Annotated in this window: 21 protein-coding genes; 16 read left to right on the top strand and 5 right to left on the bottom strand. The window is 30.2% G+C overall.

What is annotated here, in order from left to right; all coding sequences use genetic code 11:
* The first annotated feature begins 11 nt into the window (after positions 1-11).
* Positions 12-1,289: a glycoside hydrolase family 125 protein gene (locus JNO63_RS03130; protein WP_203127036.1), complete on the top strand. Its 1,278-nt coding sequence runs from the start codon at positions 12-14 to the stop codon at positions 1,287-1,289.
* Here the strand turns inward: JNO63_RS03130 and JNO63_RS03125 are convergent.
* Entirely contained in the window at positions 1,286-2,020 is a 735-nt protein-coding gene (locus JNO63_RS03125; protein ID WP_203127035.1) for a MurR/RpiR family transcriptional regulator, read from the bottom strand. The two genes, JNO63_RS03130 and JNO63_RS03125, sit on opposite strands and share 4 nt — an antisense overlap.
* 44 nt (positions 2,021-2,064) lie before the next feature.
* Between JNO63_RS03125 and JNO63_RS03120 the strand changes: the two genes are divergently transcribed.
* Genes JNO63_RS03120 through JNO63_RS03105 form a run of 4 tightly spaced genes read left to right on the top strand, consistent with a single transcriptional unit; the run spans position 2,065 to position 7,334 of the window.
* Positions 2,065-2,943, top strand: a complete 879-nt coding sequence (locus JNO63_RS03120) for an ROK family protein (protein ID WP_203127034.1) — start codon at positions 2,065-2,067, stop codon at positions 2,941-2,943.
* A gap of 10 nt (positions 2,944-2,953) precedes the next feature.
* On the top strand, positions 2,954-4,336 hold the full coding sequence (locus JNO63_RS03115) for a glycoside hydrolase family 1 protein (RefSeq protein ID WP_203127033.1): 1,383 nt from the start codon (positions 2,954-2,956) through the stop codon (positions 4,334-4,336).
* Positions 4,337-4,351: 15 nt separating this feature from the next.
* Positions 4,352-6,463 (top strand): GH92 family glycosyl hydrolase, encoded by a 2,112-nt coding sequence (locus tag JNO63_RS03110; RefSeq protein ID WP_203127032.1) that lies wholly within the window; start codon positions 4,352-4,354, stop codon positions 6,461-6,463.
* A 1-nt stretch (position 6,464) separates the two neighbouring features.
* Positions 6,465-7,334 carry an ROK family protein gene (locus JNO63_RS03105; RefSeq protein ID WP_203127031.1) on the top strand — a complete coding sequence of 290 codons (870 nt, stop codon included), beginning with the start codon at positions 6,465-6,467 and terminating at the stop codon, positions 7,332-7,334.
* 31 nt (positions 7,335-7,365) lie between these two features.
* On the opposite strand, the gene JNO63_RS03100 is transcribed toward JNO63_RS03105, so the two are convergent.
* Positions 7,366-8,811 (bottom strand): nicotinate phosphoribosyltransferase, encoded by a 1,446-nt coding sequence (locus JNO63_RS03100; protein ID WP_203127030.1) that lies wholly within the window; start codon positions 8,809-8,811, stop codon positions 7,366-7,368.
* Positions 8,812-9,000: 189 nt separating this feature from the next.
* Between JNO63_RS03100 and JNO63_RS03095 the strand changes: the two genes are divergently transcribed.
* The 3 genes from JNO63_RS03095 to JNO63_RS03085 all read left to right on the top strand — a co-directional run bounded on the left by JNO63_RS03095 (position 9,001) and on the right by JNO63_RS03085 (position 12,061).
* The gene (locus JNO63_RS03095) at positions 9,001-9,651 is read left to right on the top strand and encodes an HAD family hydrolase (protein WP_203127029.1); all 651 of its coding nucleotides are present in this window, start codon (positions 9,001-9,003) and stop codon (positions 9,649-9,651) included.
* Between the two features lie 117 nt (positions 9,652-9,768).
* Positions 9,769-10,470, top strand: coding sequence for an ABC transporter ATP-binding protein (locus tag JNO63_RS03090; protein WP_203127028.1), 702 nt, complete (start codon positions 9,769-9,771; stop codon positions 10,468-10,470).
* A gap of 1 nt (position 10,471) precedes the next feature.
* On the top strand, positions 10,472-12,061 hold the full coding sequence (locus JNO63_RS03085) for a hypothetical protein (RefSeq protein ID WP_203127027.1): 1,590 nt from the start codon (positions 10,472-10,474) through the stop codon (positions 12,059-12,061).
* Positions 12,062-12,079: 18 nt separating this feature from the next.
* On the opposite strand, the gene JNO63_RS03080 is transcribed toward JNO63_RS03085, so the two are convergent.
* Positions 12,080-12,430: an SdpI family protein gene (locus JNO63_RS03080; RefSeq protein ID WP_203127026.1), complete on the bottom strand. Its 351-nt coding sequence runs from the start codon at positions 12,428-12,430 to the stop codon at positions 12,080-12,082.
* Between the two features lie 100 nt (positions 12,431-12,530).
* On the opposite strand from JNO63_RS03080, the gene JNO63_RS03075 reads away from it, so the two are divergent.
* The 5 genes from JNO63_RS03075 (at position 12,531) to JNO63_RS03055 (ending at position 16,919) form a co-directional block, all read left to right on the top strand.
* Complete coding sequence (locus JNO63_RS03075) at positions 12,531-13,691, top strand: glycosyltransferase (protein WP_203127025.1); 1,161 nt, start codon at positions 12,531-12,533, stop codon at positions 13,689-13,691.
* Positions 13,660-14,661, top strand: coding sequence for a glycosyltransferase family 4 protein (locus tag JNO63_RS03070; protein ID WP_203127024.1), 1,002 nt, complete (start codon positions 13,660-13,662; stop codon positions 14,659-14,661). The genes JNO63_RS03075 and JNO63_RS03070 overlap by 32 nt, the downstream gene beginning before the upstream one ends.
* Positions 14,658-15,350: a hypothetical protein gene (locus JNO63_RS03065; protein WP_203127023.1), complete on the top strand. Its 693-nt coding sequence runs from the start codon at positions 14,658-14,660 to the stop codon at positions 15,348-15,350. The genes JNO63_RS03070 and JNO63_RS03065 overlap by 4 nt, the downstream gene beginning before the upstream one ends.
* Positions 15,351-15,508: 158 nt before the next feature.
* Positions 15,509-15,865: a DUF2089 domain-containing protein gene (locus JNO63_RS03060; protein ID WP_203127022.1), complete on the top strand. Its 357-nt coding sequence runs from the start codon at positions 15,509-15,511 to the stop codon at positions 15,863-15,865.
* On the top strand, positions 15,858-16,919 hold the full coding sequence (locus tag JNO63_RS03055; protein ID WP_203127021.1) for a DUF4097 family beta strand repeat-containing protein: 1,062 nt from the start codon (positions 15,858-15,860) through the stop codon (positions 16,917-16,919). The genes JNO63_RS03060 and JNO63_RS03055 overlap by 8 nt, the downstream gene beginning before the upstream one ends.
* A 31-nt stretch (positions 16,920-16,950) precedes the next feature.
* Here JNO63_RS03055 and JNO63_RS03050 read toward each other — a convergent pair whose 3' ends face one another.
* Together JNO63_RS03050 and JNO63_RS03045 are read right to left on the bottom strand one after the other, a co-directional pair.
* Positions 16,951-17,490 carry an ECF transporter S component gene (locus JNO63_RS03050; protein WP_203127020.1) on the bottom strand — a complete coding sequence of 180 codons (540 nt, stop codon included), beginning with the start codon at positions 17,488-17,490 and terminating at the stop codon, positions 16,951-16,953.
* Positions 17,487-17,903: a DUF1893 domain-containing protein gene (locus tag JNO63_RS03045; RefSeq protein WP_203127019.1), complete on the bottom strand. Its 417-nt coding sequence runs from the start codon at positions 17,901-17,903 to the stop codon at positions 17,487-17,489. The genes JNO63_RS03050 and JNO63_RS03045 overlap by 4 nt, the downstream gene beginning before the upstream one ends.
* A gap of 512 nt (positions 17,904-18,415) precedes the next feature.
* Between JNO63_RS03045 and pbp4b the strand changes: the two genes are divergently transcribed.
* The 3 genes from pbp4b to JNO63_RS03030 all read left to right on the top strand — a co-directional run bounded on the left by pbp4b (position 18,416) and on the right by JNO63_RS03030 (position 23,312).
* Positions 18,416-21,049, top strand: coding sequence for a penicillin binding protein PBP4B (gene pbp4b, locus JNO63_RS03040; RefSeq protein ID WP_203127018.1), 2,634 nt, complete (start codon positions 18,416-18,418; stop codon positions 21,047-21,049).
* A gap of 118 nt (positions 21,050-21,167) precedes the next feature.
* On the top strand, positions 21,168-22,286 hold the full coding sequence (locus JNO63_RS03035; protein ID WP_203127017.1) for an EpsG family protein: 1,119 nt from the start codon (positions 21,168-21,170) through the stop codon (positions 22,284-22,286).
* A gap of 9 nt (positions 22,287-22,295) precedes the next feature.
* On the top strand, positions 22,296-23,312 hold the full coding sequence (locus JNO63_RS03030; protein ID WP_203127016.1) for a Wzz/FepE/Etk N-terminal domain-containing protein: 1,017 nt from the start codon (positions 22,296-22,298) through the stop codon (positions 23,310-23,312).
* The last annotated feature ends 16 nt before the right edge of the window (positions 23,313-23,328 follow it).

Raw genomic sequence — 23,328 nt, 5'->3', positions numbered from 1 at the left:
GAGGCTAATATATGGAAAATATAGTAAATCCCCTTATAGAATATGTAAATAATTCTGATAAGTTAAGTGATGAAATAAAAAAAATATTTGCTATTGCTATAAAAAATACCTTTACCACAACTATAAAACTTACAGATAGAAATGATGCTTTTGTAATCACAGGCGATATTGATGCCATGTGGTTAAGAGATTCAAGCGGACAAATCAGACCACTTTTTTATATAGATAGTAAAGAGGCTGATGATTTAATAAAAAAAGTATTAAAAAGGCAAATTTTTTTAGTAGACAAGGACTACTATGCCAATGCTTTTAATATAAAGGCTAATGGACGTTCTTGGAGCAAGGAAGATATAACAGATTTTGAGTCTGATTGGGTTTGGGAGAGAAAATACGAACTTGATTCCTTATGTTATGTAATGCAAACTGCTTACCTTTACTATGAAAAAACTAAGGATAATTCTATTTTTGATTATGAATTTATTAGAATATTAAAAAATATAGTAGATTTAATTGCCTTAGAACAAGACCATAGCAGATCTAGCTACGAGTTTGAAAGACCAAATCCATGGAAAGAGACAGATTCTTTAAGAACTGGAAAAAGAGGAACGGAAGTTGCTTATACTGGTATGAGCTGGACAGGTTTTAGACCAAGTGATGATTCCTGCCTTTACCAATACTTGATTCCTGCAAATGCTTTTGCAGTGGTTACTTTAAACAAATTAGCTAGTTGTCTTATTGATGCAAAAAAAGATAAGCAATTAGCAGAAAAAATGCGAAATCTTGCAACAGAAATCAATCAAGGAATAAAAGACTATGGAATAATAAATGATCCAGATTTTGGAGAAATATTTGCTTATGAAGTAGATGGATTAGGAAAGTATTTATTTATGGATGATGCAAATGTACCATCTTTATTATCTTTACCATATTTGCAATATATAGATAGGGATAATTCTCTTTATAAAAATACTAGAAAAGCCATTTTATCAAATAAAAATAAAAATTATTTTATGGGAAGAGCAGCAGATGGAATAGGATCAGACCATACGCCAGAAGATTATATCTGGCATATAGCTTTAAGTATACAAATGATGACAAGTACAAATGAAGGTGAGAAAAATAAAATACTAAAATATTTTGAAAATACACATGCAAATACCTATCTTATGCATGAAGGATTTGACAAAGATGATCCTAATAAATACACAAGAGATTGGTTTTCTTGGTCAAATTCTATGTTTTGTGAGGCTATTTTAAATTATCTAGGATTAGAAATAATTAAAAACTAATTGTTTTGATAAATCTCACAAATTATATCCATAGTAATGAGAATAGGTGCCATTTTTGATATTTCATAACTATGATTAGGGTAAGCAGGAGTGCGTATTATGTAATCGGATTTTTTTCCTAAACTGGAATCGTAGTTTCTAGTTATGGAAAAAACTGGGGCTCCTTTATCAATAGCGTTATTTACGCCTTCTAATATTGTGTGATTTTCCCCACTTAAGGAGATAGCAATCAAAAGGTCATTATAGCTTAAATTTTTTGTTAAAAGATTTATCGAATAAGGCTCTTTGGCATAATCTGAAGTAAATAAATCAAGCTCTCTTAGCTTATAGACAAATTCATTTGCGCAAAGCCCAGATGAACCTATGCCAATTATAGCTATTTTTGGAAAATTATTTAAACTTTTTATAAGCTTAATAGTCCTTTCTGGCAATTCTTTAAAAGAACTAACCATATTTAGATATATATCTTGGCTTTTGTATATAGAGACTTCTTTTGTTTCACTAATGGCATATCTTAGTTCTTGATATCCAGAAAAACCAAGCTTTTGAGAAAAGCGAGTTACAGTGGCATTTGAAACAAAAAAAGTTTTAGCAAAATCTGCTATATCAAAATTTGTAATATCGTAGTTATTTATTTTTAAGGTATTTAAAATGCTTTCTTCAGATTTTGAAAGGCTAATATCATTGGAACTTATGATATCCATGATAAATTCATAAGAACTAACAGTCATTGTAGCTCCTTTCTACAAGTAAATTATAACACAGGAGATAAAAATTGTATTTAGTATTTGATATAGGTGGTTCAAGCAATAAATATGCTTTGATAGAAAATGATAAAATAGTTGAAAAATTTTCTTCAAAACAGGAGAAAAATATGGATGATCTTTTAAAGTTTTTTGAAGATAAAATTAATTCTTTTGCTAAAAACCACAAGCTTGATGGCATAGGATTTTCTTCTCCAGGAACTGTTGATTCTTCTACAGGCAATATTTATGGAAAATCCGCAGTTGAGTTTATTACAGAATATAATTTTGCCATGGAAATAAAAAATAAATTTAATCTCCCAGTGGCCATTGAAAATGATGCAAATTGTGCTGCCTTAGCGGAGATTTTTTATGGGAAAGTTGATAAAAATTATCTAGCTTTTTTAATTATAGGCTCTGGTATAGGTGGAGCTATAACAAAAAATGGCAAAATTATAAAAGGTAAAAGCTTAGAAGCTGGAGAATTTGGCTATATGCTTTTAAAAAATGAAGAAGGTAATTTTGATAATTTTTCTAAACTAGCAACTCTACCAAATATCAGGCGAAAAATGATAAAAAAATATGGTATAGATGAAAGTACGTATTTAATTTTTGATAAATACATGCAAAAAAAAGAACCTTATTTTACAGAAGTAGACCAGATGTTTACTTACTTAGCCATGGGAATATACAATATTTTTTATACTGTAAATCCAGAAATAATTTATTTAGGAGGGGCTATTTCTAGTGATGAGAGATTTGTAAGAGAGATTAAAAACAAATTAAACACAGGGGTTTTCAAATCTATAGATATAGAGATTAGCCCTGTATCGTTTTTTAATGATAATAACTTATACGGGGCCTACGCAAATTTAAAACAATCTATAGAAGAAAAAAGATTATTAAAGTAAAGGAGGAATTATGATTAAATTTCCTAAAGGATTTTTATATGGAACGGCTACATCAGCCACTCAGTCAGAAGGTGCAGGAAATATAGACAATAAATCTGAGAATATATGGGACTATTGGTATAAAATAGATCCGTATAAATTTTATAAGCAAGTAGGGCCAAGTAAAACGACAGATATTTATAACAATTATAAAACTGATGTAGACTTGTTAGAAGAAACTGGACAAAATGTTTATAGGACATCTATAAACTGGGCTAGGCTTATACCAGATATAGATGGAAAGATAAATCAAAAAGCTGTTAGTTTTTATAGAGATTATTTTTCTAGGATTCGCAAAAAAAATATTACTCTTTATATAAACTTATTTCACTTTGACTTGCCAATGTATCTTATGGATATAGGTGGCTGGACTAATAAAAAAACCGTAGAAGCTTATAAGGATTATGCTAGAAAATGCTTTGAACTTTTTGATGATTTAGTAGATGGTTGGTTTACCTTTAATGAGCCGATAGTCCAAGTAGAATGCCAATATCTTTATGGTTATCACTATCCAGCAGAAGTAGATCCTAAAAAAGCAGTCCAAGCAGCATTTAACACTCAGCTTGCTTCAGCCTTAGCTATTAAAAACTATAAAGAAATGGATTTTAATAAAAAAATTGGAATAATTTTAAATCTAACACCAGCTTATCCAAGAAGCAACAATAATGGTGATTTAAAAGCAGCAGAAATGGCAGAATTAATCAATAAATCCTCATTTCTAGATCCTTCAGTCTTTGGAAAATATCCTGAAAAACTTATTAACTTAATAAAAAATGAAAAACTCACTCCGGAATATAGCCAAGAAGAGCTTGAAATTATAAAAGAAAATACTATTGATTTTCTAGGAGTAAACTATTATCAGCCCCTAAGAGTGAGGGAAAATCCTTATCAATATAAAGAGGATGCACTTTTTATGCCTAGCAAATATTATTTAACTTATGATATGCCAGGCAAACGTATGAATCCATATAGAGGTTGGGAAATATATCCAAAAGCCCTTTATGATATTGCAATAAATATCCGTGACAATTATAAAAACATAGAGTGGATAGTTTCAGAAAATGGTATGGGTGTTGAAAATGAAGAAAGATTTAGAGAAAATGGGCAGATAAAAGATGATTATAGGATTGATTTTATAAAAGAACACCTATACTGGCTAAGTAAGGCTATCAATGAGGGAGCAAACTGTAAGGGTTATCAACTTTGGACTTTTATAGATTGCTGGAGCTGGCTAAATGCCTATAAAAATAGATATGGTCTTGTAGAATTAGATTTAAATACTGGCCAAAGAAAAATAAAGAAGTCAGGTCAATGGTTTAAGAAATTAAGTGAAAATAATGGTTTTGAACTTTAAATAGGAAAAAATTATATGTCTATAAAAGAAATTTTAAATGATTTTAGATTTACTGATACAAGGATTGGAACGGACTCTAAAAGAGAATTTTCTAATGGAAATACCTTACCATTAGTAGGTGTGCCTCATGGAACAAATTATTTTGCAGTGCAAAGTAATGTTGATAAAAATGAATGGTGGTTTAATCCAAATGAAGATAACTTTAAAGGTTTCAGATTAACCCATCAACCTAGCCCATGGATGGGGGATTATTCATATCTTACAATACTCCCTTTTGATTTAGAAAAAAATATTAAATATGATACCACTAGCTCTATTTTTAGGCCTAATTATAATAAAATAATATATGAAGATGGGTCAATAGCAGAAATTACTAATGATATTTATTCTGGAATTATTAGCTATAAGGCAAATACAAAAGCGAATTTTTTAATATATGCAGATGGTCTTTTTCTTGAAAAAAAAGATAAGCTAATTTTAGGGAGTGTAAAAAATTGCTATGATAGCGAAGATGAAGATTTTACAATGTATATTGTAATTGACTTAGATAATGATTTTGACTTAAAAAATACGGAATCTGCTTATAAAATAATAACTGATAGTAAAAATACAAATTTATATATAAGCACTTCATTTATTTCAATCGACCAAGCTATTATAAATCATCAACGATTAGAAAAAGATTTTGAAAAATTAGTTTCATCTACAAGTAAAAAATGGGAAAAAGTTTTTAATAATTTTGAAATAAATATAAGAAAAGAAGATGATTTATACCAAAAATACAATTCATACAGCAAGGAAAAACAAAGAAAATTTTTCTACCACTGCTTATATAGAGCGTACTTATTTCCTATGAGATTTTTTGAAATTGATAAAGACGATAAAGAAATCCACTATGATACTTTTAATAAAACAATAAAAAATGGAAAGTTGTTTACAAATATAGGATTTTGGGATGGGCAAAAAACTTTATTTCCTCTTCTTAGTTTAATTGACACCAAATTTTTAGAAGATCTTTTAGAAGGAATTATAAATACTTATATAGATACCGGATTTTTACCAAAATGGCTATCGCCAGATGAGAGATCAATGATGCCAGGAACTTTAGTTGATAATACTATAGCTGATCTTTTATCAAAAAAAATAGGAAATGATAAGTCAGAAATACTGCTAGAAGCAATGATAAAGTCCGCAAAACCAGAAAATAATAAGAGTAAGTATGGCAGATTTGGTGCAAATCTGATGGATGAATTAGGATATGTACCAGCTGATTTACACGAATCAGTAAACCAAACTTTAGATAATAGCTTGTCAGATTTTTCTATAGGAAAAGTAGCTGAAATCTTAGCTAAAGATGAATTAGCAAATACTTACTATAAAAAATCTAAAGCTTATCAAAATCTTTTTGATAAAGATATAGGATGGTTTAGGGCCAAGGATAGAAATGGTAATTTTACTGAAGAGTTTGATAAATTTAGTTGGGGTTCGCCTTATACTGAAGGAGCTGCTTTTCAAAATAGTTTTAATGCTTACCATGACATTGAAGGTATTGTCAGTTTATTTGGATCAAAAAAGGCCTTTGAAGATAAACTTGATGAAATAGCAAATGAGACATCCGATTTCAAAGTTGGATCGTATGGAGAAGTAATCCATGAAATGAAAGAATTAGAAGTTGCACACTTTGGTCAAATAGCAATATCAAACCAACCTTCATTTCATTTGCCTTATTTATATTATTATGTAGATAAGCCTTATAAAACACAACTTTTAGTAAAGGAACTTTTACTAAATTATTTTTCCTATGATTTTAAGGGATATCCAGGCGATGAAGACAACGGCTCACTTAGTTCTTGGTTTATACTATCTAGTCTCGGTATATATCCAGTTGCGCCAGGGAAAGAAGAATATATAATAGGTATTCCATTTTTTGATGAAATAAATGTAAAACTTGCAAATAGAAATATTTTAAAAATAACTACTGAAGAAAATTACCATCAAAAGAAATTTATCAAAACAATGAAAGTTAATGGTAAAGTTTACAGGGACAGAAAAATGTCTCATAGAGAATTTATAAATGCAAGTGAAATTAAATTTACTTTAGGCCTAGTGCCAGAAACAGGAGAATAATATGTATGGTTCAATAGAATTAGGTGGTACAAAAATTAGGTGCGCCATATTTGATGAGAATGGAAAAATAATAAAAGAAATAAGGATAAAAACAGAAGATCCAAATAGAAATTTAGAACAAGTAAGCGATTTTTTTAAAACAGAGAAGATAAAATCTATAGGAGTAGGAGCTTTTGGACCTATTGATTTGGATAAAGATTCTAAAAGTTATGGTTACATTTTATCAACACCAAAAAAACTTTGGAGAAACTTTGACTTGATAGGAACTTTAAAGAATAATTTGGATATCCCAATCAGACTTACTACAGATGTTGGAGCATCTGGGATAGGAGAATTTTTCTTAGGAGCTGCTAGAAATAAGAAGAGTTCTTTGTATTTAACAATTGGAACAGGCATAGGTGGATCATTTATAGTTGATGGAATGATAGTCGAAGGCTTTTCTCATCCAGAAATGGGACATATTGAAATATCAAGAGAAATTGATGATAACTTTAAAAGCGTTTGTGACTATCACGATTCCTGTTTTGAAGGACTCTGTTCAGGTCCTGCTATTGAAAAACGAGCGGGTAGCAAGGGTGAAGAGTTAGATATTGATCATCCTGCTTTTTTAATAACAGCAAGATATATTGCTAAAGTTTTATATACTTATACTGCAATTTTAAGACCTCATATAATAATAATCGGTGGAGGAGTTGCAAATAAGGATGGTATGATAGAAAAAATTAGAGAGGAATTTGATAAAATCAAAGGAGAGTATTTGATTTTACCAAGTAGTGAAGAATATATAGTATTCCCAAATTTAGGAAATGAAGCAGGACTTATAGGTGGCTATATACTTGCTAAAGAAGAATATGAAAAAGGAGACTTTTAGCTAGTCTCCTTTTTCTATAAAAAATATTTATCTATAATCCTCTTTTAGCCTCTAAAATTAGATTTTGCTTTAGACTCCATAGGTCTTGGGATAAGTCTACATAATAATTGTGCGGTTGGTCAAATCTTTTTACCTCATCCCATATACTATCTAGTTCTTTTTTGCAGTAGTCGTGGATTTCTTCTATAGATGGTTGGTCATAGACTAATTTTCCGTTTTCAAAAATAGGAACTTGCATAAGACGCGCTTCGTAATTGTCCATTTTTTTCATTTTCCAAGTAAATAATGGATCAAAGATAACTAGTGGTTTGCTTTCATCAACTTCTTCTTCACGAAGAGTGATATAGTCAGCTTCTGCCTTGCCAGTTTCCTTATCATAAAGTCTGTAAACTTTTTTAAATCCTGGTGTTGTAATTTTTTCTACGTTTTCAGAAACTTTAATACGAGCTTTTAATTCATCATCTTCGTATATTCCTACCAGTTTATAAACTCCACCAAAAACTGGATCAGATTTACTAGTTATAAGTCTTTCACCAATACCAAAGGCATCGATTTTTGCTCCTTGGGCAGTTAAGGAGTTGATTTTAAATTCGTCTAGTGAGTTACTTGCAACGATTTTAGTATCTGTAAATCCATTATCATCTAGGATTTTTCTAATTTCTTTGGATAAGTATGCAAGGTCTCCAGAGTCAAGTCTTACCCCACCAGTAAGCCCTTTTGGTTCCAAAACTTCTCTAAATACACGCATGGCATTTGGCAATCCACTATTAATTGTATCGTAGGTATCAATTAGTAGAGTACAATTTTCTGGATAAGTTTCTGCATAAATTTTAAATGCTTCATACTCACTATCAAAGGCTTGAATCCAAGCATGGGCCATAGTTCCAGATGGCTTAAAACCATATGTTTTTGCAGAAAGAGTATTACTTGATACTGGTGCGCCAGCTATAAAAGCAGCACGAGCTCCTGTTAGAGAAGCATCTGCACCTTGGGCACGGCGAGCACCAAATTCCATTACGAGCCTGTCGCCAGCTGCTTTTACTATTCTACTTGTTTTTGTAGCTATCAGCGAATTAAAATTCATAGAAAGCAATAGGTAAGTTTCTACTATAGAGCATTCTATAATTGGTGCCTTAACTGTGATGATTGGCTCATTTGGAAACATAACTGATCCTTCAGGAAAGGCCCATACATCACCTGTGAATTTAAAATCACGAAGATAGTCTAGGAAACCATCTGAAAAATCTCCCACTTCTTTTAGATAAGCTATATCATCTTCTGTAAAATGTAGATTTTCTATAAAATCAATCACATCATTTAAACCTGCAAAGATGGAATATCCTCCTTCATCAGGATTTGTCCTATAAAATGCATCAAAAACAGCAATTGTATCCTTCATACCATGGTTAAAATATGCATTGGCCATGGTAAATTCATAAAAATCACTGAGCATGGATAAATTTCTTACATTACTCATAAAAACCCTCTTTTCAAAATCTTTTTCTTCTTTCATTGTATATACAATGGGACAAAATTGCAAACATTTGCAAAATTATTCTTACCAATAATTATGCCCTTTTCTCATACTTTATCCAAAATATTATTAAAATATTATTCTATTAGGGTAAAGATAGACTAAGAGCTTAAATTTTGTAAAGGAGGTAAAATGTATATATTTGACATCGACGGGACACTTTTAAATACTATTGATTCAATAAACTTTCATATAAACGAAACTTTCAAAAAATACGGATTAAAATCAGTTCCCAAAGAAAAAACTAGAGAGTTTGTCGGCAATGGCCCCAGAGTTTTGTTGGATAAAACTTTAAATTATGTTGGATTTACCGGAGATGAGCTATTAAAAGAAGAAATCTATAATAGATACAACGAGTCTTACAACAACGATCCCCTACATCTAACCAAACCCTTTGATGGAGTCAAAGAGTCCTTGGATAAGTTAAAGGAAAATGGGGAAATATTAGCTGCTTTTTCTAATAAGCCAGATGAAACCAGTAATAGAGTGTTAAAATCTATTTTTGGCGAAAAATATTTTGACTACATCCTAGGTTATAGGGAAGATTATAAAAGAAAGCCATCTCCAGAAGGCATTATGATTATCGCCAACCATTTTGATGTGCCATTTTCAGATATTTTATACTTTGGCGATAGTGAAGTAGATATGAGATGCGGGAGAAATGCTAGCATATTTACCATAGGATGTTCATGGGGCTTTAGAGATCGTAATGTGCTAGAGGCAGAAAATCCAAATGCAATTATAGATGAACCAAGTGAAATTACATCTATAAAAAGGCTATAATAAAGCGTTAATTTATTAAATATATTTAAAATGTTATTAAATACTATTAATAAAACTAGATATTATAATTTTTCTCTGATATCCTTATTGTGAAATAATCTTGGGATGGGAGAAAAAATGAAATTAGTAATCGAAAACTTATCAAAACAATTTGAAGAAAAGAGTGTCTTAAGAAATTTAGATGCTACATTTGACCAAGGGATTATCTATGCTCTTTTGGGAAGAAATGGAGCTGGAAAGACTACTCTTTTTTCTTTGATTGCAAAAGAACTTAAAAAAGATAGTGGGGAGATTTATCTAATAGATAATGACGAAAAAATAAATCTTGATAGTAAGGATGTATTCTTTATGCTAGCAGAGCCAGAGTTACCAAGATTTTTAACTGCTAGGGAGTTTATAAATTTTTTTATAGATGTAAATAGAAAAAGAATTGCAGGGTCCCTTGATCCTAATTATTATTTTGACCTAGTAAAATTTGATGAAGATGATAAGGATAGACTTATCCAAGGATATTCGACTGGGATGAGAAATAAGATTCAAATGATGATGTTTCTTATACTAAAACCAAGAGTTATTTTAATGGATGAGCCCCTTAATTCCCTAGATGTAGTTGTTCAAAAAGAAATGAAAGACCTCATAAAGTCTATAAAACATGATCATATTATAATATTTTCAACCCACATTTTAGACCTAGCCAAGGACATATCAGATGAGATAGTTTTATTACATAAGGGTCAAATAGAGGAAGTGGATAGGGAAATAAAAAATAATCCTGATTTTGAAGATAGGGTCATTGACCTACTCCAAAAGGAGGATTAGTATGGAATATTACAAAAAATATAGGATTATAGAAAACGCAAATCTGGCCAAAAATATCAACCAAATTATTTATTTTTTCCATCATCTACCAATAATTGGCAAATATACAGGAGAAAAATATAGGGCCTATGGATTAAAAAAACTTGTCTATGCCCTAGGGCCCATATTTTCTGTTCTGGGTCAGATTTTAAAAAGCGTTGTTGCTTACTTTATGGCTTTGGCTTTTGTGGGATTTATCCTTTGGCTTATAAAAACTCCAGGACAATTTGATGGACTAGGGACTAATCAATTTGTCGACCTATCCCTCTCAAACCTATCATTTTTAGCCTTTTACCTAAGTGCTGCCATAAATTCAAACAGCATTGCGGGAAATAAGGTTGATATGCGTAATCTAAATAATCAGTACAGATTGGCACCTAAAGAAAGTGGATTAATCAGAGGAGTTTTTGACCCCCTTAGGATAGGATTTGGAAGAGCCTTTGCTTTTGCGATATTTCTAGGTCTCAAAAATGGATTTTTACTAAGCTTTATCCTTGCATTTGTAAGAATAATTTCAAACACCTTTACACTAAGGATTTCAAATAATCAAAAGGAAATTTATGCGGATAAGTGGTGGGTAAACATCCTATCCTTTATAATTCTTTTTGTAATCCTTATGAATGTAAAGACTTATAACACTCTTATATTGCTGGTAATATTTGTAATTAGCCTTATAGGATCTATTTTTGCAATGAAATATCTATTAAAATTAGATGACTATGGCAAGGTATTAGAGGATGCAAAGGACGAAGAAGTTAATATAAGTCTAGATTTTGATCAAATTGCCAATGATAGCTTGGCCTTAAAAGATACTGACATAGAAGCTGGTAAAAAAGAAAATGGAAGTGGCTATGAACTTTTAAACAATTTATTTTTTACAAGGCACAAGAGACTTCTTGGCAAACCAATTTTAAAAAAAGCTGGTATTATCTTTGCTATAGCTGCCCTTGCCCTAGGATTTACAAAGTATAAATTTGGTGAATCTAACTTTGCTATGGAAAATATTTTGCTATTAACTCAATCAATATTTGTATCGATACTTTTTAACAATCCAAATTCTAGCAGGGCTATGTTTTTAAACTGCGATAGGTCCTTGCTCCAATATGGGTTTTATAAGGAGGAAGAGGCAATTTTTGCCATGTATAAGCTTAGGTATAAATCTTTATTAAAGATAAATTTAATTGGCCTTTTATCGGGGATTTTGATAAATGCTTTAGCTTTTATACTTTTCCCAGCACTAGGCATTAAAAATTTAATTGTATGTGAGATTTTTGTGCTAGCAAGTTTTTTATTTTATATGGCCTTTGAATTATTTATCTACTATATTTTCCAACCCTTTAACTTTGAGGCTGCTAATGTTGGACATGGCTACAAAGTTTTATACAATATATTAAATTATGCAAATGTAATTTTTATTCCATTGATTATTGGAAAAACATCTAAGGGACAATTAACTTTAATTATTGTAAGCACTATAATGCTTATTTTAATAATTATTTTTCATACACTAGTTAAAATTTATGGCAAAAATACTTTTAGGATAAAAAAATAAGACAGTATGAGCACCGTCTTATTTATCTTTTAGATTAAATTTTTTGCGCATCCTTATTTTCACTATAAGAAATAATAGCAAAAGAAAAAGGATTGTTAATATAATTATAAGGCCTGTCATATAGGATCTTTCAAGCTTAAGATATAGGCAAATAGGATAAATAATTCCAAAAAATAATATGCCTAGGATAATTGAAAGATTGCCTGCAAATTTGTTGCCGTATTCCCAAGTATCCTGATTATAGCAAACTTCCCATAAGTGAAAACCTACTTTCATTTCTGGATAGCCACTATGAAATTGCCTAAAAAATATTCCTATATAAATACTAAATATTAAAAGCATGATGTCAGTTGCAATTAGGGGTCCCATTTTTCACCTCATTTCAAATAAACTATACTAAAATAAATTGATAATTAAAGATGAATTGTAAAAAGGATCAATAGCTAATATAGTAATATGAGAGGAATTTATGAAAATACTTATAACAAGCGATTGGTACTATCCTGTTGTAAACGGGGTAGTTAGATCAGTATTAAATTTAAAAAATTATTTAGAAAGTCAAGGTCACGAAGTAAGAGTCTTAACACTTTCAAACACCATTTCTAGTTATCAAACTGAGGAAGTGTACTACATAGGATCTCTTTCTGCAAAAAGAATATATCCAGAAGCTCGTATTACAAATATTTTGGCCAAAACTCATTTAAGAAATATCAGAAAATGGGAGCCAGACATTGTTCACAGCCAATGTGAGTTTTCTACATTTGTAATGGGAAAAACTTTGGCAAAAATTTTAAATATCCCCCTTGTCCACACCTATCATACAGTGTATGAAGATTACACCCACTATTTTACAAAAAATAAACGCGCAGGTGTAAAAATTGTGGCAGCCTTTAGCAAAAACTTTTCAGATATGTGCGATTATATGATTGCCCCTACTGAAAAAACTGCAAATATTTTAGAGTCTTATAATATAGATAGAGAAAAAATTGCAGTAATTCCAACCGGAGTCCATATTGGAAAATTATATGATGAGGATTTAAGGGATGAGCTTGATATACCAAAGGATAAAAAAATATTATTATATCTAGGACGTTTGGGCGAGGAGAAAAATATTGAGGAATTGATAGATTTTTACCATAGGCTAGATGATCCTAATATTGAATTTTTTATAGTAGGTGGTGGCCCTCACAATGATAAGCTTATAGCTTATAATGAAAAAATAAAGGCAAATGCTCATTTTGTGGGCATGGTTGATCCAAGTGAGGTAAATAAATATTACCAAGCAGCAGATATATTTACTACATCATCCACTTCAGAAACCCAAGGACTTACTTATTATGAAGCACTTTCAAATGGTTTAGTTGCCGTTTGCCGTGATGATGAGTCCCTAGATGGTGTTTTAAAAAATGGCTTTAATGGATTTAGATTTAATAATTTTGATGAATACAAAGAATATATTTATAAAGTTTTAGAAGATCCAGACTACCAAAAAGAATTATCAGCAAATGCTAGAAAATATGCTTTAGATAATTTCTCTGTAGAAAGTTTTGGTCGCAAGTGTGAAAATTTATATGAGAAAGCAATAAACGAGTTTGATTATGAAAGTTCTTTTATATACAAAAGATTATGATACAGTTAAAGAAAGTGGAGTAGGCAAGGCAATTGACCACCAAATCAAGGCCTTATCACTTGTGGATTGCAATTTTACCCTAAATGAGAAGGAAGATTTTGATATTGTCCACATAAATACAGTTTTTCCAAAATCTGTGAGCTTTGCAGAAAAAGCAAAAAGAAAGGGGAAAAAGGTAATCTATCATGCCCACTCTACAAAGGAAGACTTTAAAAATTCTTTTACCTTTTCAAATCAAATTGCCCCCGCCTTTAAAAAATGGCTAGAATATTGCTACAACAAAGGAGATTTGATTTTAACCCCTACTGATTATTCTAAGGAAATTTTAGAATCCTATGATCTAAAAAGACCTATTGAAGTCGTTTCAAATGGGATTGACTTAGATTTTTGGCAAGATAGGGATTTTGATAGGGACAATTTTTATGATAAGTATGGCTTAGATAAGAGTAAAAAATCTATAATATCAGTAGGTTTGCCTATTAAAAGAAAGGGTATTGATGATTTTGTTTACTTAGCTAAGAAGATGCCAGAATACGAATTTGTCTGGTTCGGTAAGCTAAATCATGCAGTAATGCCAGCAGAAATTAAAAAATTAATTGAAAAAGTCCCTTCAAATCTACATTTTCCAGGCTATATTTCAAGTACTGACCTTAGAGAAGCTTACAGCGGATCAGACTTATATGTATTTTTAACCCACGAAGAGACAGAAGGAATAGTGCTTTTAGAAGCCCTAGCTTGTAAGGCAGACATTCTAATTCGTGATATAGAAATATTTGAAAATGATTATGTAGATGGCAAAAATATTTATAAGGGGTCTTCAATTGATGATTTTGAAACAAAAATAAAAGGAATACTAGAGGGACAATTACCATCATTAAAAGAAGAGGGCTATAAAAAAGCTGCCGAAAAATCTATAGAAAACACCGGCAAACGTCTGGTGGAGTGTTACGAAAAGGTACTTAATTTATGAGATCTATTTTAAAATTTTTGGGTCTTTCCATTATTACAATCCTGATCCCAGCCCTATTTATGGGCCTTGCAACAATTTTTAATGCAGGAGAGATAATGGTTTTAATAGCCCAAATGTTTGTCATATTGGTATTTGTATTTATTTTTACAAATATTTTGAAATACCAAAGAAAATATGAGGCTGAAACAGAAAAACTTTTGCTAGATACAAGAGATATCCAAAAGTTAAAAGATTTAAGAGAAGAACGCAAGACCTACAAATCAAAAGCATCCATTACCAGCAAAATTCTAAATCAAGATAACAGCCAAAATGAAGTTGATAACTTGCTAAAATATGCTACAAGTAATGAAGACATGGAGCACTATTACTCAGCAAAAATTGACCAAGCAGATAAAAATAAACGTGAAGAACTAAGAAGAAAAAGAGATGATTTTGCAAATCGCTATGGCAAAAAGCAATTTATATTTCCAGATTTTGATGGCAATTTAAAAACCAGCATAAAATGGATAGTATTTTTCTTTGTATCAGCATTTTTATATAATTTTCTTCCCCCAAAAATATTTAATAATGATATAAGCATGGCATCATTTTTACTATTAGGAATGCTATTTTTGGCAGTTGTTATGGTAAATACCATATTATGGATAGTCCGTACATTAAAATCATATTGGATGAAAGATTATTTATAAGACTTGAAAATTCAAGTCTTTTTTTATTTGCTCAAAAGTATGATTCATCAAATTGTAATTCATAAATTTAAAAATATAACAAAAAATATTAAAAATATTAAAATAGACTTTACAAAAATTAAAAGTGATAGTATATTATTATCAAAAGGAGGCTATCAATGATTAATAAATGTCCAAACTGTGGTGACGAGATGATCATCACATCATATAGATGTAATAGTTGCTATACAGAAGTAAGTGGTGAGTTTGAAATTGATAACTTTTCAAGACTTGATAAAGAAGATAAAGAATTTATAGAATTATTTTTACAAAAAAGAGGATCTATTAAAGATGTAGGAGAAGAAATCGGTATTTCTTATCCAACAGTTAGAAATAGAATAGATAAATTAGTAGCAAAACTAGGTGGTAAAATCGATAAAAAAGAAAGCCGTCTAGATATCCTTAATATGCTTGATAATGGTGAAATCACAGCTGACCAAGCACGTGAATTATTGGAGGAATTAAAAGATGAATGATGAAAAACAATTAATTTTAGAAATGCTTAAGGAAGGTAAAATCACTGTCGAAGAAGCAAACGACTTACTAAGTGCCATTGGCAATAAAAAAGGCCGTAATGATAGCGACTTTATGGCAAGGATTAACCAATCTATCGAAAGTGTTATCAAAAAAACAACTGATGCTTTTGAATCACTTTCAAATATTGACCTAGAAAATATTGACATCAACCAATACAACATCAAAGGTCAAGTAAATACAAATAAAGAAATGAGAATTGATGATGAAATCAATAACATCAATATTGATATCCCATCTGGTAAAATTTTAATCGAGCGAGCAAATGACTCTGCTATTACAATTAACCAAGATATTTGGTCAAAAAAAGGTGAACTTCTTGATTATTTAGATATCGAAATCATTGAAAATGATTTAAATATCAGTGTCAATGAAGCCTATCACAACCTTGAAGCAACTTCAATTATAAAAATTGCCCTAGGCAAAAATTTATACGAAAATCTAAATATCAACCTAGTAAATGGTAATATCGAAATTGAAGATGTTGACTTTACAGATACCAGCATTAACTCAATCAATGCAAAAGTAAATGTTATTAACTCTCAAGGAGATATCGACATTCAAAATACAAATGGAAAAGTTGATATCAAAAATACAAATGGTGATTTAACAATTGATAATGTAAATGGATCTATTTATCTTGCTAATATCAGCGGTGAAAAAGCAGAAATTGATGCAGTTAGCGGAAATATTAGAGTTGATGGCCTAAATACTAAAAACTTATTTGCAGACACAGATTCTGGAAATATTAGAATTTATAATATCAAAGAAAGCGAAAAAATCGACTTAAACTCAGGATTTGGTAATATCGTAATAGATAGCGAATCATACACTGGCGAAATAAAAGCAGAGGTTTTAAGCCAAGGATTAAACTTAAGCGATAAATTTAAAAACAAAATGCAAAAAGAAAAAGGCTATGAAGTTTCTACAAATCTAGAAAAAACAGATATAGAAATCTTTGCATCAGCAGCCTTTGGTAAAATAAATCTTAGATAATAAAAAAAGACCTAGAAAGGTCTTTTTTTTATTAAGTAATCCTATTTGTTGTTGGATTGTAATCGTTTTTAATATTAGCTGGCATCCATCTATAGACAAGAGGCACTAGGACAAGTGCTAAAATTATTCCAGGAAGTCCCTTTACAAATGATCCAGTTATAAATGGAATGATGCTGATAGCTTCCATATTAAATACATTAAATACAATAGATGCAACAATTCCTGCTACAATTCTACCAATAATCATAGCTCCGATTAAAGGAAGAAATACATTTTTTTGGTATTTTTCGTAAAAATATCCAGCAAAAAATCCATAAGCCGCTAACTCAAAAACCATAATTGGAACCATAGGCACCATTGGAGGCATACCAGTAAGTAGGCTTGATAAGATTGGGGTTACTAAACCAATTAATAAACCTGGAATAGGTCCAAGTGTTAAAGCTCCTAGAAAAATAGGAATATGCATTGGCAATAGTACTTGGCCAGGTAGGCCTAAAGTGTGAAATATCATTGGAAATAATATCCCTAAAGCCAAGAAAACTGCTGAATATACTAATTTTTTTGTATTCATTTATTAATTTTCTCCTTAACTTTTGCTATTAACTGATCAGCATCATCTGTGCTTAGGGAAAGTTTTTCCATAGGACACATATCAGTGTTATCCCTATTCCTAATCTCCTTTACTTTCTTATTATATTGATACTTAATATTTGTATCATCCAGAATACTAATGGCATTTTCTGATATAAGCTCTGTGTAAAGTTCACTTATATTTGCCTTTATCAAAATAAGTGCGGCAGCCCTACCTATAACTTTATCTGCAACAGCTGCACCCTTTAAGATGTTTTCATCACTGTCATAAATATCGATAATAGGTAATAAGCCATTTTTATCCGACTTATAAACAACTTTATCTTCTTTAACTACAACTATAGAATGGTTATTTTCTAATAGTGTAGTCTTTGCTAAATTAATATTATTCATAGTATTATTTTAGCATATTTATTTGTTACATTCAAAAGAGCTAAAATTTTTATGATTTATTATTAAGGAAATATATCAAAATAATTTTTTATACAAAAAAACAGCCAAGGCCGCAGCTTGACTGTTGATTACTCTCACTAAAATTTTTTGCAAAAATTTATGCTAAGAAGAGTTTTTAAGTTTGTGAGAGAAGCACAAAAGTTTGAGGGTTTAAGACTTTTGTACCCGGAAAGGTAAACAGTTGACACAAATTTATTATTAAGGAAGAGCACGCATTTGCGATGAAAATCAATCTGTCAGCTTCAAACTGTTTCCTTGGTATTTATGTTAATGCATAAATGTTTTGCATTTATAAAAGAATTGTAAAGTTAGTGTTAAATTTAGAATTTGTTTAATATTATAAGTAAATTAAAATGTTGAATAATTTATTTAAATGATATAAATTTATGTTGAAATATTATTTCGGATGTTATAAAATAATCTTGAAAAAGTTTTCATATAAGGAGGTAATTGTGAAAAAAAGCATTTTGATATTATCTGTAGCTTTACTATTTCCAGGCGTTTCTTTTGCTTCTGATGTCAATTATAGTAATGAGGATTCAACTAATGAAAACATTATCTATTATGATTATTCGTTTCCCAAAGATATAAGTGAATATGACGATTCCATATTACTAAATTCATCTTTTGCTTTTGATGCAAAAAAAGGGGAAAGCGAAGTTGAAATTGATGATTTTGACGATAGTGAAATTTATTTGAATGGAAAGAAAGTATCTGATCAAAAAGAGGTAGATGAAAATATAGCTGATGGTAAGAATTACTTAGATGTCCTAGATTCTAAAGATCAAACTAATGTAAGTATTAAAGCAAGTAAAGAAGAAAAGCCTTTAGAAACAAAAAAAGAGACATTGGATAAAGGCACCACTGATTTGCTTGAAAAAATTTTAGATGAAGAAGTTAAGAAAGACTTTGCTGGTGGTCAAATCTCTATAATGAAAGATAATAAAGAAATTTATAATCATAATTTTGGATATAAAAATAATTATTATAAAGATGGAAGACCAATTGAAAAGGAAAAAAGAGATAGAGTTGATGACTTAACTATGTTTGATCTAGCTAGCAATACAAAAATGTATGTTACTAACTACTCTCTTCAAAAATTAGTTTATGAAGGAAAAATAAACTTAGATGATAAGGTAAATAAATATTTTGACGATTTTAAAGATTCTGATGCTGATATCATAAAGGGAAAAAATAATATAAGTATAAGAGATATTTTGATGCACCAGGCAGGTTTTCCAGCAGATCCTCAGTATCATAATGAAAAATATGATAAAGATGATGGTGTAAAAAACGGGAAAAATAACTTGTATTCTCAAAATAGAAATTATACTCTAAATATGATTTTTAAAACACCTCTTAAATATGAACCTGGAAAAGATACTATATATTCTGATGTAGATTATATGCTTTTAGGTTTTATTATTGAAAAAGTTACAGGAATGCAATTAGATGAATATTTCAATGAAAGTTTTGTAAGACCTCTTGGGCTTACTAGAACTACATTTAATCCTTTGGAAAATGGTTTTGAAAAACATGACACAGCAGCCACTGAACTAAATGGAAATACGAGAGATGGCGAAGTTCATTTTAACAATATTAGAAGGGATACAATTTGGGGTCAAGTCCACGATGAAAAAGCATTTTACTCTATGAATGGGATAAGTGGACATGCGGGTTTATTTTCAAATGCCAGAGATTTATCAAAACTTGCTAATATTATGTTAAATAATGGAAAATATGGGGATATTATTTTTTGGGATAAAGAAACTCAAGATTTATTTACTAGACCAAAACAAATCGATCCATCTTATGGTTTAGGTTGGAGACTTATGGGAAATGGTAAGTACGCATGGGCATTTTCAAATCTTGCTAGCTCAAAAACCTATGGTCATACTGGTTGGACTGGTACATTAACAGTTATAGATCCAGTAGAAAATATGGTTATAACTTTACTTACAAATAAGAAAAATTCTCCAGTTTTAAATAAGGAAAACAATCCAAATGTATTTTATTCAGACCAATCCTTATCAGCGGGATATGGAGCAATTACAACTTTGCTTTATAAATCATTACAAGAGTCCTCTCCAGAACAAATTATTGCCTTATCAGATGAGCTTTTAAAGGGCAAAGAAAGATTAATTAGAGAAAATGATGACTACTTTAATATTGGCCAAATTAATGACTATATTGCTTTAAAAAATGTAAATGACTATTATAAGGAAAAATATAAGACTCTAATAGAAGTAAATAATATTTTAGAAGAATTTAAAAAAGCTGATAATATTTTAAAAGAAGAAAAACCAAGTCAAAGAGTAACTAGCACACTTTATTCTCCAAATTTAAAACTCGATTGGAACTACAATGTATATCTACCAAAAAATTACGATCCTAAAAAAGCTGGTGGTTATCCAGTTTTATACATGTTACACGGATTGGGAGGCAATCATACAAATTTATTGGAGAGATTTGACTCTAAAACTATCTTGGATAAAGTTATTAAAAAAACTGGCAAAGATATGATAGTAGTATTTCCAGATGGATTTAATAGTTTTTATATTGATCAAAACGATGGTATGAAAATGGAGAAAGCTATTATGGAAGATTTAATTCCATATATTGATAAAACTTACAATACAAAAAACTCTAGAAACTCTCGAGCTATTGGTGGCATATCTATGGGTGGATATGGTGCAGCAAGATTTGCCCTTAAGTATCCTGACAAATTTTCAAAAGCAACCTTGATATCTCCAGCTGTTTGGTATAAGCTTGATGAAGATAATAATATAAGAAAAAATAATCACGCTTTTAAAGAAGCTAATAAGCCATGGTCTGATGATTTTTATCAAAAAATGCATCCAGAAACTTATATAAAAAATAATTCAAATGTTGACTTTTATATAAGAACTTCATTAGGTGACTCAACTGTACCATTTGATGATGTAAATAAATTTGTAGATGCTTTAAAACTAAGTAATATTAATACTGAGTTTAAAATAGATTCAAAAGAAAATGAGCACAACTGGAACTATTGGAAAAATATTGCCTATGACTTTTATAAATGGACAAGTGAATCCTTAGAATAAAATAATAATATACAGGTCTGATTAAATGAATATTTCAGACCTGTTTTTTATTTTTTTGCCTAAAATTCTTTTTAAAATTTTAAGGCAATGATATAATATTTCATATTAAGGGGAAAATATGGGATTTGCATTATTTACTTTAAGTGAGCTTTGCTTATTTTTAATCAACAATTTCATAAAATTTAAGGACAAAAACAAGAAAAATCTTGCTGCTGGACTGATGTTTTTTATAATGTTTGCCTTTGCAGCTTTTAGAGGATCTGGAGATGCAGATTATTACAACTACCTGTGGTTTGCAAAAGATATTGGAGTAGATTTTTCAAAAGTTTTAAACTTTTCCTATCCAGTAGAGTTTGCCTTTAGATTATTTTCTTATTTGATAAATATTCTTAACCTTTCAAGGCAGTGGATAATTGTAATTATGAATGCCCTTTCCATAATACCAGTGGCATATATATCCATAAAGAAAAGTGCAAATCCATTTTTATCTGCAATTATATTTTTGCCAATTTTTATCCAATTTGATATGCAAACGGCAAGAACTGCAACTGCCATAGGACTTGGGCTTTTGAGTATAGATTCTTTTGTCAGCAAAAAGTTTTTTAAAAGCTTATTATTTTTCTTATTTGCTATGACTTTTCATAGGGCTAGCGTAATACTGTTGCCATTTTTATTTTTTATGGCCTTTGATATTGGTAGATTTTTTAAGATACTAACTGCAGGTGCTGCTTTGCTGGCATCAGTTTTTTCTAGCTTAATGTTTAGAATCCTTGCCCAAATTTTATCGGCAATTGGTTTGGGGCGAATGGCAACTAAGGTTTTAAACTACACCTTTACTGGACAATTTGCTGGGGCAATGAAGTTTTATGATCCAAGGATAATTTTTGCAGCAGCCTTATTTATCACTACATTGATGTACTTTAAGAAAGAAGATTTTGAAAAATTTTCCCTAGAAGAAGCAAGTATCAAGGCTATGTGGTTTGCTCTTTTAGTACTTTTAGTATTTAGGTCATCAACAGCCATAGCCTTTAGATTTTCAACATTTTTTACAATTTTGGAAATCATTTATATACCTTTAGTCTTAGAAAAAGTAAAAAATATAGATAAGCTAGGCAAATTTTTAATTGCCCTTGCGGTAGTGTTTTTCCTAATCCCATACGCCATTTTCTTAATGGCAAAGGCGCCAAGCTATGACTTTTTCTTTACAAATTTAAATGCAATTCACTCATTAAAATAGGAGAGATTTATGTTAACAACACAAGAAATTAGAAAAGCAATCAAAAAAAATAAATGGCTGATTATTATTCCAGCCCTACTAATTGGATTTTTGGCTTATTTTACCCAAAATATCTTGCCAGGAGATTATGAGGCTGAGGCTGTATTGATTGTAACAAGTAATGATGATGAGCCAATTACCTATAATAAGCTGATTTTAAATGAAAAACTTGCCAATGTATATTCTCAGTTTTTAGAATCAGAAAATTTATTTGAAACTGTTACAGAGAAAATAGATCCAGATTGGGATAGCAAAATGGTTTCAAAAAACTTTGATTATGATGTCAACCCTCAAGGCGGGGTAATTAGTTTGACTTACAAAGATTCAAATGAAAAACGAGCAGAAGATACACTAACATTAATTGCAGAAGAATTTAGGTCTTATGCAAGAAATTATCTGCGTATGGAAAATATCGAGTATTTACAAAATGTAGTTGTAAATAAGGCCTCAAAGTTACGTGGCATAATTTTTGCGGTTTTAGGCTTAATAGTAGGAGCACTAATTGGAATATTACTTCTTATACTTAGAGAACTAATTTCAGATAAGATAAGCTCTGCTGATGATATTCGTGAACTAGATTACGAAGTTTTAGCTGATCTTACAAAAGATAAGGAAGCTGAGCTTGCAAAAGTAAAAAGAAAAATAAAAACAAATGCAGGTTCTGCCGTGATAGGTATATCCGAGCTTAATAAAAATAATGATAACAAAAATATTAGTACAGATATTTCAGAAGTACTAAACGCAGTAGAGATTAACCCTCAAAGTGAGAAAAATATTTTAGAAGAATTAAAGGGACTGAAAGCAAATTATCCTTATATTTTAATTAAGGAATCAAATTTCAATAGCTCAGATGCAATTGATCTTGCAGAATACGAAGATTACAAAATCCTTTTAGTTTCAAAAAATGCATTAAAAAATGATTTGAAAAACGCAGTAAAAGAACTAAAAAGACTTGGGATTGATCTTTTAGGGGTGATTTATTATTAAAAAAGTTTTACTAATT

The sequence above is a fragment of the Anaerococcus sp. mt242 genome (genome assembly GCF_016798225.1).
GTDB lineage: Bacteria > Bacillota > Clostridia > Tissierellales > Peptoniphilaceae > Anaerococcus.
The sequence above is the reverse complement of the archived record's forward strand: the minus strand, read 5'-3'. Positions and strand labels throughout refer to the sequence as shown.